This is a genomic window from Rhodococcus sp. 06-1474-1B, from assembly GCF_002258885.1.
GTDB classification, from domain to species: Bacteria; Actinomycetota; Actinomycetes; order Mycobacteriales; family Mycobacteriaceae; genus Rhodococcoides; species Rhodococcoides fascians.
Genome location: NZ_NOYR01000032.1, coordinates 542870 through 558871, shown reverse-complemented (window position 1 = coordinate 558871; position 16002 = coordinate 542870). Strand labels below are relative to the sequence as shown.

At 64.6% G+C, this 16002-nt stretch carries 14 protein-coding genes; 2 read left to right on the top strand and 12 right to left on the bottom strand.

Going from position 1 to position 16002, the window contains the following annotated elements:
* Nucleotides 1-451 precede the first annotated feature (451 nt).
* Together tyrS and CH266_RS20475 are read right to left on the bottom strand one after the other, a co-directional pair.
* Complete coding sequence (tyrS, locus tag CH266_RS20480) at nucleotides 452-1726, bottom strand: tyrosine--tRNA ligase (protein WP_027497224.1); 1275 nt, start codon at nucleotides 1724-1726, stop codon at nucleotides 452-454.
* Between the two features lie 38 nt (nucleotides 1727-1764).
* Nucleotides 1765-2418: a DNA-3-methyladenine glycosylase gene (locus CH266_RS20475; RefSeq protein WP_094716062.1), complete on the bottom strand. Its 654-nt coding sequence runs from the start codon at nucleotides 2416-2418 to the stop codon at nucleotides 1765-1767.
* A 73-nt stretch (nucleotides 2419-2491) separates the two neighbouring features.
* Between CH266_RS20475 and CH266_RS20470 the strand changes: the two genes are divergently transcribed.
* Together CH266_RS20470 and CH266_RS20465 are read left to right on the top strand one after the other, a co-directional pair.
* The gene (locus tag CH266_RS20470) at nucleotides 2492-3223 is read left to right on the top strand and encodes an ABC transporter ATP-binding protein (protein WP_094716061.1); all 732 of its coding nucleotides are present in this window, start codon (nucleotides 2492-2494) and stop codon (nucleotides 3221-3223) included.
* Nucleotides 3220-3975 carry an ABC transporter permease gene (locus tag CH266_RS20465; RefSeq protein WP_094716026.1) on the top strand — a complete coding sequence of 252 codons (756 nt, stop codon included), beginning with the start codon at nucleotides 3220-3222 and terminating at the stop codon, nucleotides 3973-3975. Before CH266_RS20470 ends, CH266_RS20465 begins: the two co-directional genes overlap by 4 nt.
* A 10-nt stretch (nucleotides 3976-3985) precedes the next feature.
* Here CH266_RS20465 and CH266_RS20460 read toward each other — a convergent pair whose 3' ends face one another.
* The 10 genes from CH266_RS20460 to argC all read right to left on the bottom strand — a co-directional run bounded on the left by CH266_RS20460 (nucleotide 3986) and on the right by argC (nucleotide 15960).
* A complete protein-coding gene (locus CH266_RS20460; protein WP_032400023.1) occupies nucleotides 3986-4192 on the bottom strand; it encodes a Trm112 family protein in 207 nt (68 codons plus the stop codon).
* A gap of 104 nt (nucleotides 4193-4296) precedes the next feature.
* Nucleotides 4297-7314 carry an AMP-binding protein gene (locus tag CH266_RS20455; protein ID WP_094716060.1) on the bottom strand — a complete coding sequence of 1006 codons (3018 nt, stop codon included), beginning with the start codon at nucleotides 7312-7314 and terminating at the stop codon, nucleotides 4297-4299.
* 101 nt (nucleotides 7315-7415) lie between these two features.
* Nucleotides 7416-8864 carry an argininosuccinate lyase gene (gene argH, locus CH266_RS20450; RefSeq protein WP_027497230.1) on the bottom strand — a complete coding sequence of 483 codons (1449 nt, stop codon included), beginning with the start codon at nucleotides 8862-8864 and terminating at the stop codon, nucleotides 7416-7418.
* Nucleotides 8861-10060 carry an argininosuccinate synthase gene (locus CH266_RS20445; protein ID WP_032370344.1) on the bottom strand — a complete coding sequence of 400 codons (1200 nt, stop codon included), beginning with the start codon at nucleotides 10058-10060 and terminating at the stop codon, nucleotides 8861-8863. The genes argH and CH266_RS20445 overlap by 4 nt, the downstream gene beginning before the upstream one ends.
* A gap of 52 nt (nucleotides 10061-10112) precedes the next feature.
* Nucleotides 10113-10628: an arginine repressor gene (locus CH266_RS20440; protein ID WP_032365512.1), complete on the bottom strand. Its 516-nt coding sequence runs from the start codon at nucleotides 10626-10628 to the stop codon at nucleotides 10113-10115.
* Nucleotides 10625-11560, bottom strand: coding sequence for an ornithine carbamoyltransferase (gene argF, locus CH266_RS20435; RefSeq protein ID WP_032365513.1), 936 nt, complete (start codon nucleotides 11558-11560; stop codon nucleotides 10625-10627). Before argF ends, CH266_RS20440 begins: the two co-directional genes overlap by 4 nt.
* Nucleotides 11557-12762, bottom strand: a complete 1206-nt coding sequence (locus CH266_RS20430) for an acetylornithine transaminase (RefSeq protein ID WP_027497234.1) — start codon at nucleotides 12760-12762, stop codon at nucleotides 11557-11559. Before CH266_RS20430 ends, argF begins: the two co-directional genes overlap by 4 nt.
* Entirely contained in the window at nucleotides 12759-13673 is a 915-nt protein-coding gene (gene argB, locus CH266_RS20425; RefSeq protein ID WP_027497235.1) for an acetylglutamate kinase, read from the bottom strand. Before argB ends, CH266_RS20430 begins: the two co-directional genes overlap by 4 nt.
* Nucleotides 13670-14908, bottom strand: a complete 1239-nt coding sequence (gene argJ, locus CH266_RS20420) for a bifunctional glutamate N-acetyltransferase/amino-acid acetyltransferase ArgJ (protein ID WP_094716025.1) — start codon at nucleotides 14906-14908, stop codon at nucleotides 13670-13672. Before argJ ends, argB begins: the two co-directional genes overlap by 4 nt.
* Nucleotides 14905-15960, bottom strand: a complete 1056-nt coding sequence (argC, locus tag CH266_RS20415; protein ID WP_094716024.1) for an N-acetyl-gamma-glutamyl-phosphate reductase — start codon at nucleotides 15958-15960, stop codon at nucleotides 14905-14907. The genes argJ and argC overlap by 4 nt, the downstream gene beginning before the upstream one ends.
* Between the last annotated feature and the right edge of the window lie 42 nt (nucleotides 15961-16002).

Sequence of the window (16002 nt, the reverse complement as noted above, 5' to 3'; positions counted from 1 at the left end):
CACAAGCGGATGGCTGATACATCGAATGCTTTCACCAAATAAAATTCGGCACTGACATTCATCGACACACTGTTGAGTTCTCAAAGAACACGCACACACCATTCACGTCCGAGATGATCTCGTCGGTGTCCGGGGCAACCGTTCCAGCTTAGATCGGATGGTCGGGCTCAGTCAAACTGGCCTTCGATCCGCGGTTAAGACACAACCGAAGTAGTATCCGAACCAGATTGTGTAGAGCGCGTCCGCTTCGCTCAGGCCTTGCGGTCTGGGCTGGCGTCCGTGTCGCTCTGACTTGGACAAAGTTACGCCCCGGATAACAACGCGTCAAATCCCCAGGTCGTTCGGACACAATCGGTGTGAACAGCCTGGTCGCGCTCTATGGATTGCCCCTCGAGCGGATGTCCAAACCAAATTACATCAATGTGACTCCGGCCACTGGCCGATCCTGGATTCAGCGAGCCACGCGTGCTCCCGCAAAGTTCCGCTTCCCGCGCCGGACCACCAACCATTGTCCGTGCAAGAGGTCGTCGCTCGACGGTGTCCAGTTCTCGTCGGCGATCTTGACGTTGTTCACCGCTGCCCCGCCCTCTTTGACCGCCCGTCGCGCAGCACCCTTGCTCTCGCTCAACCCTGTCGCGACAAGGAGGTCGACGATCGTGTTCGGAGCACCCACCTCGATGTCGGCCACAGATGCCTCGTGCAACGCCGCTGCCAGAGTGCTCTCGTCGAGGTCGGTGAGCTCGGCCCGCCCGAACAGTGCTTGGCTGGCGAGTTCGACCGAGCGAGTCGCCTCTTCGCCGTGAACCAGAGTCGTCATCTCTGCTGCCAGTCGCTTCTGAGCTTCTCGCGCGTGCGGTCGCTCCTCGGTTGCTGTCTCCAATTCGGCCAGTTCGTCCTGGGACAGGAACGTGAACCAGCGCAGGTACTTGACCACATCGGCGTCACCGGTGTTCACGAAGTACTGGTACCAGGCGTACGGGCTGGTCATCTCGGGGTCCAACCAGAGACTGCCACCACCGGTGGACTTACCGAACTTCTTGCCGTCCGACGACGTGACCAGGGGAACGGTCAGCGCGTGAACCTGTTCGGCGTCCTGCCGACGGTTCAGTTCCACGCCGGCGATGATGTTGCCCCACTGATCCGAGCCACCGATCTGCAGACTGCAGCCGTACTCCCGGCGCAGCTGGACGTAGTCGTTGGCCTGCAACAGCATGTAGCTGAACTCGGTGTACGACATGCCGTCGCCCTCGAGCCGAGTCTTGACCGTCTCCCGCGCGAGCATGACGTTGATCGAGAAGTGTTTGCCGACGTCTCGGAGGAAGTCGATGGTGGACAGCTCCCCTGTCCAGGACAGGTTGTTGACCACCACGCCACCGGTAGGGCCGTCGTCCAGGTCTACGAACCGTTCGAGCTGCCCCCGGATACGCGACGCCCATTCGGTGACCACCTCACGGGAGTTCATGGTCCGCTCCCCCACATCGCGAGGATCACCGATCAGTCCGGTTGCGCCGCCCGCCAGAATGATCGGCCGATGACCGGCCCGCTGGAACCGCTTCAAGGCGAGCAGCGGAACGAGGTGGCCGGCGTGGAGCGAGGGTCCGGTCGGGTCGAAACCGGAGTACAACGTGATCGGCCCGTCCGAGGTGGCCTTCTTCAGTGCTTCCACGTCGGTGGACTGCGCGATCAGTCCGCGCCAGGTCAATTCGTCGATGATGTTCTCGCTCACGACGTCGATCTTCCCGCATGCACTTGCCGCCGCCTCGTTCAGCCCTCACGCAAGCCGGGCTGGGGAGCCCGGGGACTGCGCCGGTAGTTCGACACTGCAGGCGAGGCCGGTAGCCAGAAACGCCACGGTCTGTCTGCTGCCACGCTCACACCCACGCGTGGACCGGCTTTCAACGCCTCGTCGCCCAGCGGATGTTCGAGCAGCTCGAGGGTGATCGGTGACGACGCGTCGAACAGATCGGTCCCGTTGTCGGCAAGTCCCACTCCGAGTGCTCGTCCGAGATTGCCGGGCCCTCGAGCCCACCCGGCCTCGACCCGCGCTGTTCGCGACTTTCCGCCACCGCGCCTGCCGTCGACGAAATCGTGACCTGCAATTACCTGCCCGGCTCGAAGCAGGACGGCAGCAGCCGTCCCGTCCGGCCCGCAACTGACGTTCATGCACAGGTGCATGCCGTAACTCAGATAGACGTACAGCCGACCCGCCGGACCGAACATCACGGAATTTCGGGGTGTCGGACCACGGAAAGAATGCGCAGCGGGATCGGGCCACGGACCGTCGACCGGACCGCCGTATGCCTCGACCTCCACGATGCGCACCGACACCGCGCCTGCATGGACGGTGGCCCCGAGGATACGTCGGGCTGCGTCGTCCGGCTCTCCGATTTCCAAGTCAGCAGCGTTCACCCGTCCCATGATGCTGAACCCTTGACCTCGAGGCATCGACGGGGCTATGACTGCATCGATCGATGAGAGTCTGGAGGCCGACATGGCGTTCACCGGGCAACATGCCGTCGAGATCACAGGGTTGACGGTTCGCCGCGGCAACCGAACGGTGCTGCACAATCTGTCCCTGACGATCCCGCGGGCTGCCATCACCGGCCTCCTCGGCCCATCGGGCTGCGGAAAGACCACGCTGATGCGCGCCATCGTCGGCACGCAGATCGTTGCCGGCGGAACCGTGACAGTGCTCGGATGCCCAGCCGGCTCCGCCTCCCTGCGCCGCACTGTCGGGTACGTGACGCAGGCACCGAGCGTGTACCGAGACCTCACCGTTCGCGAGAACGTGCAGTACTTCGGGTCGCTGTACGGTCGCCGCCACTCCGAGGTGGCGTCCGCCATCGAGGCTGTCGGACTCACCGACCATGCGGCGTCGCGGGCGGGTGAGCTCTCCGGTGGCCAACTGAGCCGGGTCTCCCTGGCCAGCGCGCTGGTCGCCGAACCCGAACTCATCGTCCTCGACGAGCCGACGGTCGGGTTGGATCCCGTCCTTCGCTCGGAACTGTGGTCACGATTCGCCGCAATCGCAGCGGCAGGCACGACAGTGCTGGTCTCGAGCCACGTGATGGAGGAGGCAGAACACTGCAGCCAGCTCGTACTGATGCGCGACGGTGCTGTCCTGTACCGATCGAGCCCCGAAGCGCTACTGGCGCGGACGAAGGAAACGAACCTCGACCGCGCATTCCTCTCGCTCATCAGATCCACGGAACAGACATCGTGAACGCACGAATCTACGTAGCGGGTACGGGTCGAATCCTGCGCCAGCTCAGAGCCGATCACCGATCGGTGGCCATGGTCCTGCTCGTGCCGTCTCTACTGATGGCGTTGCTGTATTTCCTGTACCGAGACGTCCCGGCTCCGGCGAACCAACAATCGTCGTTCGATCGAATTGCGATCACGATGCTCGGCATTCTGCCCTTCGTCGTCATGTTTCTGCTCACGTCGATCTCGATGCAGCGTGAACGCAGCACGGGAACACTCGAACGCCTGCTGACCACACCGATGTCCAAGATGGACCTGCTCGCGAGTTACGGCTCAGCGTTCTCGCTCGCCGCTGTAGGGCAGGCGCTGCTCGCGTGTGCACTCGCATTCGGATTGCTCGGGCTCGACATCGAAGGCTCGATCGGGTGGGTTCTCGTGATCGCGGTACTCGGAGCGATGCTCGGTGTGGCGATCGGGCTGTTGTGCAGCGCTTTCGCACGTACCGAATTTCAAGCGGTCCAGTTCATGCCGGTCGTCGTGATCCCGCAGCTCTTCCTCTGCGGGCTCCTGGTGGCCCGCGATCAGATGCCGAGTTGGCTTGGTGCAGTCAGCAACCTTCTGCCGCTGAGCTACCTGGTGGACGCCCTGCAGGAGATATCCGTCCGCCCCGGTGCAACCAGGCGCATGGGGGCCGACATCGCCGTGGTCGTGATGTTCACCGTGGCAGCGTTGACCGGTGCGGCTGCGACATTGCGCCGGCGGACACCATGAACGAAGTGGTCTAGGACGTGGCGCGCGCCAGAATCGACTCGTGCTCGGTGTCGTCGACATCGCGCGCATCGTCGGCGAGCAACACCGGAATGCCATTTTCTATCGGATATGCGCGACGCAGTCGCGGGTTGTAGAGCAATTCGTCCTCGACGAGCAGGAGCGGGCCCTTGTCCACAGGGCACGCGAGGATGGAGAGCAGTGTCGAGTCGATTGCCACAGGTGTCCTTCTGTCTGCTCCGACCGAGTCGGAGTGATGGTCTTCGTTCACGCTACCGAACGCCGATTGTTTCCGTCGTCGGGGCCGCCGGCCGTTCCTTCATGTCAGGAAGACTTCGCGGCGGTGGCGTGACGTCCCACGAATCGTTCTGCCACAACAGCTTTCGTCAGTCGTCGGTAGCTGTTCGGCTCCGGATCGTAGTACCACGATCGTGCGCTCGGCGTAGGAATTCCTGCCTGTTTCAATGCAGACGCGTTGGGTCGATAGGCGCGACCGACCGGGATGTCGGATACAACGTGGACGATCGCCGGGCGCTCGTCCGGAAGCAGAACTCCCAGGGCATCGGTGAGAGCGCGAGCGGTGATCACCGCTTCCGGCTGCAGGGAGACAGCACACACGGCAACCTCGGTGGCCGACGCTTCCATGCGGATCGACCGTGGCCCGTCGACGGCTACACGAACCCCGTAGACCACGGCCGAACCGACCTGGTCGAGATCGCCGACGGCGTCGACGATCGGCTGGGTGTACACCGGACCCCGCGCCGAGCGAACCACGGTGTCCTTACGATCGATGAGCCAGTAATCGCCGTCCGAATCACGCCGAAACAGGTTCTCGGTGGGTATCCACGCGTCGGTGGGCTCGAAGACCCCACGCATGACATGGCTGGTCGCCTCACCGTCACCGCTCGGGCGGCCCAGGAGCAGCCCGATCTCGTCGTCGCGGCACTGCCGCACGAATCCGTCGTCGTCCTCTTCGAGTCGGCCGGTGATCGGGTCGTACGCCGCCAGGGCCACTCGCGCACTGCCGGGCAGAGGGCGTCCCTTCGAGCCGATCTTCGTCCCGGCGACATTGGCCAGAATGACGTCGTTCTCGGTGGAGGCATAGAACTCGAGCACTCGCGCCGGGGTGAACTTCGCCAGGGTGCGACGCCACAATCCCACCGGCATACCGGAGCCGATGAACAGCCGAACCGGGTGACCGGTGTCGACCGGGAAGCGCCCGTCGTCGACGATCTGCTGCATCATCGTCCAGGTGTAGCTGACGACAGTGACGCCGTAGCGGTACACCTCTTCCCTGAAGCGCTCGGGATCGAGACCACGGGAGAGCGCGATCCTCGATCCGCCGGCAAGCGCGCCGCCGATGGTCACGAGTATGCCCGCCGAATGATGGAGCGGTGCAAGGCAATACACGGTATCGCCGGGACCGAGAGCGGCCGTCGTCGCGGTACCGAATGCGGACAGTGCCCAGCGATGGTTGGTGATGTATCGCGGTTCGAGACCACGGTCGGTGGTGGTGAACAGAATCATTGCCAGTTCGCGAGCGCGACCGGGATCCGGCTCGAACCAGGCCGGTAGCCGGACGGCGTCGGGGTCGATGGCTTCGAGGTCGATCACTTCGTAGCCGTCCGGAACATCGAGCCTCCGCGTCTCGCCGCCGCCGAGCACCAGTACGTTGGGCGCGACCGGAACGGCCGCCGCGGCATTTTCCGGATCGGCGATCACGGTGTCGACGTCCACGGTGCGTAACGCGGCAGTGAGGTCGCTACCCGGCTGCAGCAACACCGGAACAGCGCCGATGCGCGAGAGAGCTGCGATGGCGGCGAGGGCACTCGGCCTGGTCTCCATCAGCACACCGATGCGCGACGCCGGCCGTACACCGACACTGATCAGACCTCGAACCACGTTGTCGATACGCACGTTGACGGCGTCGTAGGTGTGCACACGGTCGTCGAAGAGGAAGCACTCGCCGAGCGGGGACTTTCTTCCCTGCTCAGCGATCAAGCGGCCCAACGAGACCCGACTGTGCGGCTGCATCTGCCCCAGCCGTGCCAGCCGCGGAAGGGTGCGCACGGCCTCGGTCGAGATCTCACGAGTGCCGCGCACGGCACCGGTCGCGGCCGACGCCAATCCGCGTCCTACACCTACTCCCACTTCGGCGATGGAGGCAGCGGTGTGAATGAGCCTGTTGGTGATCGACACTCCGCTGTCGCTGTCCGAGTGCTCTTCGTGTTCCATGACGCGCACGGCCTCGGGCTTCGGTCCGAGGTTCTCGCGCCACCGAATCCAGTTTCCAGTGGTCGGCCATGTCTGCGCAGCTGCCGTGCTACCCACCACGAGACCGAAATGTCCTGCACGCAAGGTTGTTTCGAATACCTGAGCACGCGGTGCGGCACGCCGGATTCCGCGCACCGCCAACGGCTGTCCGATGTCGTCGACCTCGCCGACGAACGCCAAGACCGGCACCGTCAACTCGGCAAGCGTCAACAACCTGTCCTTGATGACGAAGCCGCCGGTCATCATGCGGTTGTGCACGACGAACTGCCTGAGCAACTCGGCCACGGCGGGCCCGGACCACGCCACCCAGCCGTCCATCGCCAGGAAGCGGCGCTGCGGCTCCCGAGGCAACAGCGCTTCCCGATCGTGCAACTGTCGCAGGAAATCCAAACGAGACCGCACGGTCTTCGCCGGGTCGAGCAGCTGAAATCCCGTCCGCGCCATCCACCCCGACACGGCCAAGCGCGTGAATACATGGTCGGCGAGAAACTCTGCGCCCCGAGTAGCGACACCGGCCGGGATACCCAACGGCAAGCCGGCCAAGGTGTCGACCGGAGCCCCGAACGTGATGAGGCTGGCCAGGTTTCGTCCACCTCGATAGGCGGCAGCTTGGTAGCAGAACATGCCGCCCTGCGAATACCCGCCGAGGTGAACGTCGCGGCCGGTGTGCTCGTGCACCTTGTCCACGACCTCGCTGATGGCGACGACGTGATCGGCCAGAGTACGGCTCCACCCGCCCTCTTCGGTATCGGGCGAACCGAAATCGACCACCCACGGGTCCATGCCCATGCCGTGCAGAATGCCGGCCGCACCTTGATCGGTGGTGACGTCGTACACGTCCGCGGAGACCATCATCGGCGGAATCAGCACCACCGGAGGACTGTCCACGGGAACGTCGTCGGGGAAGTAACGCCGCAACCGATACATCGGCTCGCGGTCCATCACCCGGAAAGGCGACGGATCGACCTCGGTCTCGAGACCACCCAGCCGGATGACCTCGAGGCCGTTCTGGGCCGTTGCGATAGCACGCCGCAGTGGACCACGTACCGCGTCTGCATTCAGTCCCACAAATACACTCCTGCGTTCGGCCCCGACGGAACGACCGACATCGGTCTTCGCGTGACGAAAGCTTCTCACATCACACTCGTGGAATACGGCGAGGATGTCGACTAGTGCCGCAACACCGGCACCTCGGCCCACGCGCGCAACGTCGACGCAGTCGCCCGCACACCACCGAGCTGGTGCGCCACCTGAACCGCCGCGGTGCCGCCGCGAGCATCACGCGAGGAAATGGAACCCTCCACGGTGAGCACCTCGCGCACCGCCGGAGTGAGCGCCGGATCGATCGACGCGAGCTCGTCGTCGGTCAGATCCACCAGCCCGACGCCCCGCGCTTCCGCCGCGCGCACGCAGGCTCCCGCTGCCTCGTGAGCTACCCGGAACGCAATCCCTTGCCGCACCATCCATTCGGCGATGTCGGTGGCGAGCGTGAACCCGGCCGGCGCGAGTTCGGCCATGCGATCGGTGTGGAACTCCAATGTCGCCGTCAAACCGGTGAGTGCCGGGAGCAGCAACTCGAGCTGAGCCACCGAATCGAAGACCGGCTCCTTGTCTTCCTGAAGATCCCGGTTGTACGCCAAGGGTTGTGCCTTGAGGGTGGCCAACAGGCCGGTCAGATTTCCGATCAGGCGGCCCGTCTTGCCACGAGTCAACTCCGCGACGTCGGGATTCTTCTTCTGCGGCATGATCGAGCTGCCCGTCGACCATGCATCTGCGAGAGTCACGTAACCGTATTCGGGTGTGCTCCACGAGATGACCTCCTCGGCGAACCGAGACAGGTCCACCGCTGTCATCGCCAGGACGAACGCGGCTTCCGCCGCGAAATCACGCGAGGACGTGGCGTCGATCGAGTTCTCGGCGGACGAATCGAACCCGAGTTCGGCGGCGATCTTCTCGGGGCTCAGACCGAGCGAGGAGCCGGCCAGAGCGCCGGAACCGTAGGGCGACACTGCCGCTCGCCTGTCGAAGTCCGCGAACCGCTGGACATCACGCAGCAGCGGATGGGTATGTGCGAGCAGATGATGCGCCAACAACACCGGCTGCGCCGCCTGCGAATGAGTCTTGCCGGGCATGACCGCGGTGGGGTGAGCCGCAGCCTGAGTTGCCAATGCGTCCACGACGTCGAGAACACCGACCGCCACCCGACGGACGGCGTCGCGCAACCACATCCGGAACAGGGTCGCGACCTGATCGTTGCGTGAGCGGCCGGCGCGCAGGCGACCACCCACCTCGGGTCCGACCCGGTCGATCAAACCGCGTTCGAGGGCGCCGTGCACGTCCTCGTCCGACTCGGCCGCGACGAACTCACCGGACGCCACGTCGTCGGCCAGCCGCTGCAAACCGTCGAGCATGGTCTCGAGGTCCTGCGGGGTCAGCAGTCCGGCACCGTTCAGAACCCGAGCGTGCGCCATGGACGCACGGATGTCGTAGGGCGCGAGAACCCAGTCGAAGTGTGTCGATTTGCTCAGGGCAGCCATGGCAGCCGCCGGGCCGGAGGCGAAGCGCCCGCCCCACAGCGAGCCTTCGTTGGTTCCGTGTGCGTTGCTCGAAGTGGTCACAGGCCCAGGTCCCGCTTCGCTGCGATCTTGGAGGAGAGCCCGTGCAGCTGCACGAATCCCTTGGCCGCCGACTGGTCGAACGTGTCGCCCTCGTCGTAGGTAGCGAGGTTGAAGTCGTACAAAGACTCCCCGCTGCGACGGCCGTTGACGATGATTCCGCCCGCGTGCAGCACCAAGCGGATGTCGCCCGAGACGTGTTCCTGCGTGTGCTGAACGAACGTGTCGAGTGCACCCTTGAGCGGCGAGTACCACAGGCCGTCGTAGACCAGCTCGGCCCACTTCTGGTCGGTATGACGCTTGTAGCGGCCGAGTTCGCGCTCGAGGGTCACGTGCTCGAGTTCTTCGTGCGCACGGATCAGGACCATTGCACCGGGAGCCTCGTAGATTTCACGGCTCTTGATGCCGACGAGCCGATCCTCGACGACGTCCAATCGGCCGACACCCTGAGCGCCCGCACGGGTGTTGAGTTCTTGGATCGCACCGAGCACCGACACCGGACGGCCGTCGATGGCGACCGGGCGACCCTTGTCGAACGTGAGTATCAGTTCGTCGGGTGCCTGGAAGTTGACCGTCGGATCCTCGGTGTAGTCGTACACATCCTTCGTCGGCGCGTTCCACAGATCTTCCAGGAAGCCGGTCTCCACTGCTCGTCCCCACACGTTCTGGTCGATGGAGAACGGTGACTTGGTGGTGACGTTGATCGGAATGTCGTTCTCCTCGGCGAACGCGATCGCCTTCTCCCGGGTCCACGCGTAATCGCGTACCGGTGCCAGCACTTCGAGCTCCGGAGCGAGCGTGTTGAAACCGACCTCGAACCGGACCTGATCGTTGCCCTTGCCCGTGCATCCGTGGGCGACGACGGTTCCGCCGTGCGCACGTGCGTTCTCCACCAGATGCTTGACGATCAGCGGGCGGCTGATGGCCGAAACCAACGGATACCGATCCATGTACAGCGCGTTGGATTGCACCGTCGGCAGGCAGTACTCGTCGGCGAACTCGTCCCTGGCGTCGACGACGACCGATTCGACTGCGCCGCAGTCCAATGCGCGCTGGCGGACGACATTCATGTCCTCACCGCCCTGGCCGAGGTCGATGGCAACAGCGACGACCTCCTTGCCGGTCTCCCGTCCGATCCAGCTGATGGCGACAGAGGTGTCGAGTCCGCCGGAGTAGGCGAGGATGACGCGTTCGGCCATGGTGATGACGCTCCTTCGTGGTTCGTGTGGTGCAGTGCGGAGTGACCGGATCTCAGTTTCCGCGTCGAGCGAGCTTTTCTATCTTGTCGGCGATCTCGCCGCCGGTGGTCGGTTCACGGGCGATGAGCAGGATCGTGTCGTCCCCGGCGATCGTTCCCACGACTTCCGGCAATGCAGCACGATCGAGGGCGCTGGCCAGGTAATGCGCAGCTCCGGGCGGTGTCCGCAGAACTGCCTGGTTTCCGCTGTGATCGGTGGACACCAACAGCTCCCCCAACAGCCGCAGGAGACGGTCGGTTCCGCCCGACACCCCGCGCACCGGGCTGCCGTCCTCGGGGACCACGTACACCCCGACGCCGCCGTCAGGAGCGCGCAACTTCACCGCACCCAACTCTTCGAGGTCACGCGACAGCGTCGCCTGGGTGGTGTCGATCCCCTCGGCGGCGAGCAACGACGCCAGCTGCGGTTGACTGCGCACCTGATGCGTGGCCAGCAACGCGATGATCCGCGCCTGTCTGCCCGCGCGGGTCGACGCGGTCAGCGGAACCGCAGTGACGTCGTCACTCACGGTCGCCGAGCCTGCTCGAGGAGCCAGACCAGCAGTGCTTTCTGCGCGTGCAGACGGTTCTCGGCCTCGTCCCAGACGACACTGTGCGGACCGTCGAGCACCTCGTCGGTGATTTCCTCGCCGCGGTGGGCAGGAAGGCAATGCAGCACGACCGCATCGGATTTCGCCTTCGACAGCAGCTCGGAGTCGATGCGGTAGGGCCGGAACGGAGCGACTCGATCGAGTCCGTCGTTCTCCTGACCCATCGATGTCCAGGTATCGGTGACGAGAGCGTCGGCACCGTCGGCGGCCTCGTCGGGGTCTTCGGTCACCGTGATGGACGCTCCGGTCTCCTCGGCGCGCGCACGTGCGGCATCGAGGACGTAACCGAGTGGTGCGAATTCCTTCGGAGCGGCGATCCTGACATCGAGTCCCGCGGTCACTCCGCCGATGAGAAGCGAATGTGCCATGTTGTTGGCACCGTCGCCGAAGTACGCCAGCGTCCTCCCGGTCAGGTTTCCCTTGTGCTCGATCAGCGTCTGCAGATCGGCGAGGACCTGGCAGGGATGGAATTCGTTGGACAGCGCATTGACGATGGGAATCGTTGCACCCGTTGCCATCTGCTCCAGTCGCTTCTGGCCGAACGTACGCCAGACGACCGCCTCGACGTAGCGGGACAGCACGCGGCCGGTGTCCTGCAGAGTCTCCTCGCGTCCCAGTTGAGTGTCGCTTCCGGTGACCACAACGGCGTGGCCGCCCAACTGCGCAATGCCCAACTCGAACGAGAACCGAGTTCTGGTGGAATTCTTCTCGAAGATCACACCGACGCCCTTCGGACCCTCGAGCGGCCGCTTGGAGAACGGAGCCCGCTTGATCTCGGCCGCGAGCGCCAGGATTTCTCCCTGCTGCTGCGGGGTGATGTCGTCGTCGCGAAGGAAGTGCTGAACGGTCATGGCTGGTGTGCCTCCTGTGCTGCGTCGAGAATTGCCGGTAGTGCCGAGACGAACGACGCGGCCTGCTCTTCGGTGATGATCAGCGGCGGTGCGAGCCGCAATACGTCTGGTTGCGCTGCATTGATCAGGAAGCCTGCGTCACGGGCCGCCGCCTCGGCCGCAGGCGCAACTGCGGCCGTGAGCACCACTCCGAGCAGAAGCCCGGAGCCCCGAACATGGCTGACGAGAGGGTGTTCGAGAGCCTCGATGGAATGAGCGATGGTCTTGCCGAGACTGTCGGCGTGCGAAACGAGGTCGTCGGCGGCAATGGTCCGCAACACAGCCAACGCAGCAGCGGCGCAGACCGGGTTGCCGCCGAAGGTGGTGCCGTGCTTGCCCGGATGCAACAACTCCCCCGCCGCCCCGATACCGATGCAGGCTCCGATGGGCAGACCCCCGCCCAGTCCTTTGGCCAAGGTGATCACGTCGGGCACGATGCCGACCGACTGGTGGGCGTAGAACCAGCCCGTGCGGCCGATACCGGTCTGCACCTCGTCGAGGACCAACAGCGCGCCGTGCTTCGCCGTGATCTCACGTGCGGCAACGAGATACCCGTCGGGAGGAACGACCACGCCGCCCTCCCCCATGATGGGTTCGAGAAACACTGCGGCGGTGTCGGAATCGACGGCTGCCTCGAGCGCGGCGATGTCTCCGTAGGGCACGTGCTGGACACCGGCAGGCATGGGTTCGAACGGAATTCGCTTGTCGGCTTGTCCGGTGAGCGCCAGTGCACCCATCGTCCGTCCGTGAAAGGCCTTCTCGGCGGCAATGATGTGGGGACGACCGGTCAGACGCGCGATCTTGAACGCCGCCTCGTTGGCCTCGGTACCCGAGTTGCAGAAGAACACTCGTCCCGTCGCGCCCGCACCCAGATGTGCGAGCAATTGCTCGGCCAGTTCGATACCCGGTTCCGTCGCATACAGATTCGACGTATGACCCAGAGTGGAGAGCTGAGCAGTGACCGCCTCGATCACCGCAGGATGAGCGTGGCCCAGGATATTGACGGCGATACCGGCCAGCAGGTCGAGGTACTGCTTGCCGTCGGCGTCGGTCACCACAGCGCCTTCGCCTCGGACGAGCGCTACGCGCGGCACACCGTAGTTGTCCATCAGCGACGTGGACCACCGCTGCTGTAGATCGACCGTGGACTGCGTGCCGGTCATGACGTGACTCCTGACGTAGACGAGTGATCGGGGGTGACCATGGTGCCGATCCCCTCTCCGGTGAACAGCTCCACCAGAACCGAATGTTCGACGCGACCGTCGATGACGTGCGCCGACGGCACACCGGCACGAACGGCCCGCAGGCACGCTTCCATCTTCGGAACCATTCCCGCATCGAGCGTGGGCAGCAATGCGTCGAGTTCCGACGCGTCGATTCGAGAGGTCAGGGAACTGCGATCGGGCCACGCCGTGTAGAGACCCTCGACATCGGTGAGCACGACCAACTTCTCTGCCCCGATCGCACTGGCGAGAGCAGCAGCAGCGGTATCGGCGTTGATGTTGTGCACCACGCCGTCACTGTCGGGTGCGATGGTGGAGACCACCGGAATGCGGCCTGCGGCAATCAGATCGAAGATCGCCTTCGGATCTACCGAGGTGACGTCGCCCACCAGACCGATATCGGTATCGACGCCGTCGACCAGGACCGAACGACGCGTCGCGGTGAACAGGTGTGCGTCCTCCCCCGAGATTCCGACGGCATACGGCCCGTGACTGTTGATCAAGCCGACGAGTTCACGGCCGACCTGCCCGAACAGCACCATCCGAACGATGTCCATGACTTCCGGTGTGGTGACCCGAAATCCGCCGCGGAACTCACCCGTCAGGCCCAGCCTGGTGAGCATGGCCGAAATCTGCGGGCCTCCGCCGTGCACGACGACGGGGTGAATTCCGACGGTGCGTAGAAACACCATGTCGGCGGCGAACGCTCGTTTGAGATCGTCGTCGATCATGGCGTTCCCGCCGTACTTCACCACGACGATCTTGCCCGAGAAGCGCTGGAGCCAGGGCAGCGCCTCGGCGAGCGTGAACGCCTTCTGCGCTGCCGTCAATTGCGTTGCAGCAGCAGTCATGACGAGTACGCCGAGTTCTCTTCGACGTAGGCGTGGGAGAGATCCGTCGTTCTGATCGTGGCCGTACCGGACCCGAGTCCGAGTTCGATGGTCACGGCGATATCGACTCCCGACAGGTCGACCTCGCGCGCACCCGGAGCGCCGACGCCGTCGATGCACACCGGATTGCCGTTGAACGACACAGCAATCCGATCCGGATCGAGTTCGATCGGAGCAATACCGATCGCCGCGAGTACACGGCCCCAGTTGGGGTCCGAACCGAATAGGGCCGTCTTGGTGAGACTGTCCCTGGCGACCGTCCTCGCACCGACGAGAGCCTCGTCCTCGGATACTGCACCGGAGACGGTGATCTTCACTCGCTTCGTGACGCCCTCGGCATCGGCCATCATCTGATCGGCGAGGTCGTCGCATACCGCCAGAACAGCAGCGTCGAGGTCCTCCTGCGACGGGCTCACACCGCTCGCCCCGGAGGAGAGCAGCAGTACCGTGTCGTTCGTGGAGGATGCGCCGTCGACGTCGAGTCGGTCGTAGGACAACCGGGTGGCCGCACGAAGCGCGGTGTCGAGCTGCTCCGCGGTCGCGACGGCGTCGGTGGTGATGACACTGAGCATCGTGGCCAGCGAGGGTGCGAGCATGCCCGCGCCCTTGGCCATGCCACCGACATTCCACTTGTCTGCGTGATGAATCGCGGCCTGCTTCGGAACGGTATCGGTGGTCATGATCGCGTAAGCGGCATCGGTGCCACCGGAGATACCGCCGGCCAGTTCGTGCACCACCTCGGTCACCCCCGGCAACAGCTTGTCCATCGGCAACCGATCGCCGATGAGACCTGTCGAGCACACGGCAACCTCGATGGCCCCTGTTTCCGAACCCCAGTTGCTCAACACGGATGCGACCTCCTCGGCCGTCCGATGCGCGTCCTGGAAACCGGGTGCACCGGTACAAGCGTTGGCACCGCCCGAGTTCAACACCACCGCGCGAAGCCGACCGGTGGTGAGCACCTGCTGCGACCACAGCACCGGCGCGGCCTTGACCTTGTTGCGGGTGAAGACGCCCGCTGCCGTGAAGTCCGGGCCCTCGTTGAACACCAGAGCCAGATCGGACCTGCCACTTGCCTTGATACCCGCGGGAATCCCGGCCGCACGGAATCCGGCGGGAGACGTCACGCCCTGGGAACGCACGAGCTTCCCCGCGATCGAGGCGACCGTATCCGTCTCGCTCTTCAGGCCGGTCATGGAGCAACTCCTACGGTAGAGAGACCGTCGGTCTCGTCGATTCCCAACGCCAGATTCATCGATTGCACTGCTGCACCGGCTGTTCCCTTGGCCAGGTTGTCGATGGCCGCGATGACCACCAGCAAGCCGGCGTCTGCATCGACGGACACACTCATCTGCACGGCGTTCGATCCGATGACCGAACCGGTCTGCGGCAGCCGCCCGGCCGGAAGAACATGAACGAAAGGCTCTGCGGCATAGGCCTTCTCGTACACCTCGACGGCCTGAGCCTCGGTAGCGGTGGTCACGGCCGTACAGGTGGCCAGAATGCCACGCGGCATCGGCGCGAGTACCGGAGTGAACGACACCGACACGTCGGTACCGGCCACAGCCGACAGGTTCTGCACGATCTCGGGAGTGTGCCGGTGCGCGCCTGCTACCGCGTATGCGCGAACCGAGCCCATCACCTCGGAGCCCAGCAGGTCGGCCTTGGGTGCCCGGCCCGCACCGGACGTGCCGGTGACCGCAACGATGTTGACCCGTGGCTCGATGATTCCGGCGGCAACTGCCGGGGCCAGGGCTAGGCTCGACACCGTCGGATAGCACCCGGGCACGGCGATACGCGTGGCCCCGACCAGGAGCTCGCGGTGCCCCGGTAGCTCCGGGAGCCCGTACGGCCAAGTCCCCGCATGCGGGGACTTGTAGTACTTCTCCCAGGCTGCCGAGTCGTTGAGGCGGAAATCGGCACCGCAGTCGATGATCACCACGGATTCGGGCAACCGAAGCGCGAGTTCGGCGGATTTGCCGTGCGGCAACCCGAGGAAGATCACGTCGTGCCCGGCGAGTTCGTCGACCGTCGTGGGGCCGAGAACACGGTCGGCAAGCGGCAGCAGATGGGGATGGAACTCACCCAGCGTCGCGCCTGCATTGCCGCCCGCAGTCAGCGCTCCGATGACCAACGAGCCGTCGCGTACAGCTGGGTGGCCGAGCAACAGGCGAAGGATCTCACCACCGGCGTAGCCACTGGCACCCGCCACCGCGATGCGCTTCGGCGTTGCCTCCGAAATAGTCATGCGGTTTATTATGCAGCATCATGCAAGCTCATTCATCGGCGG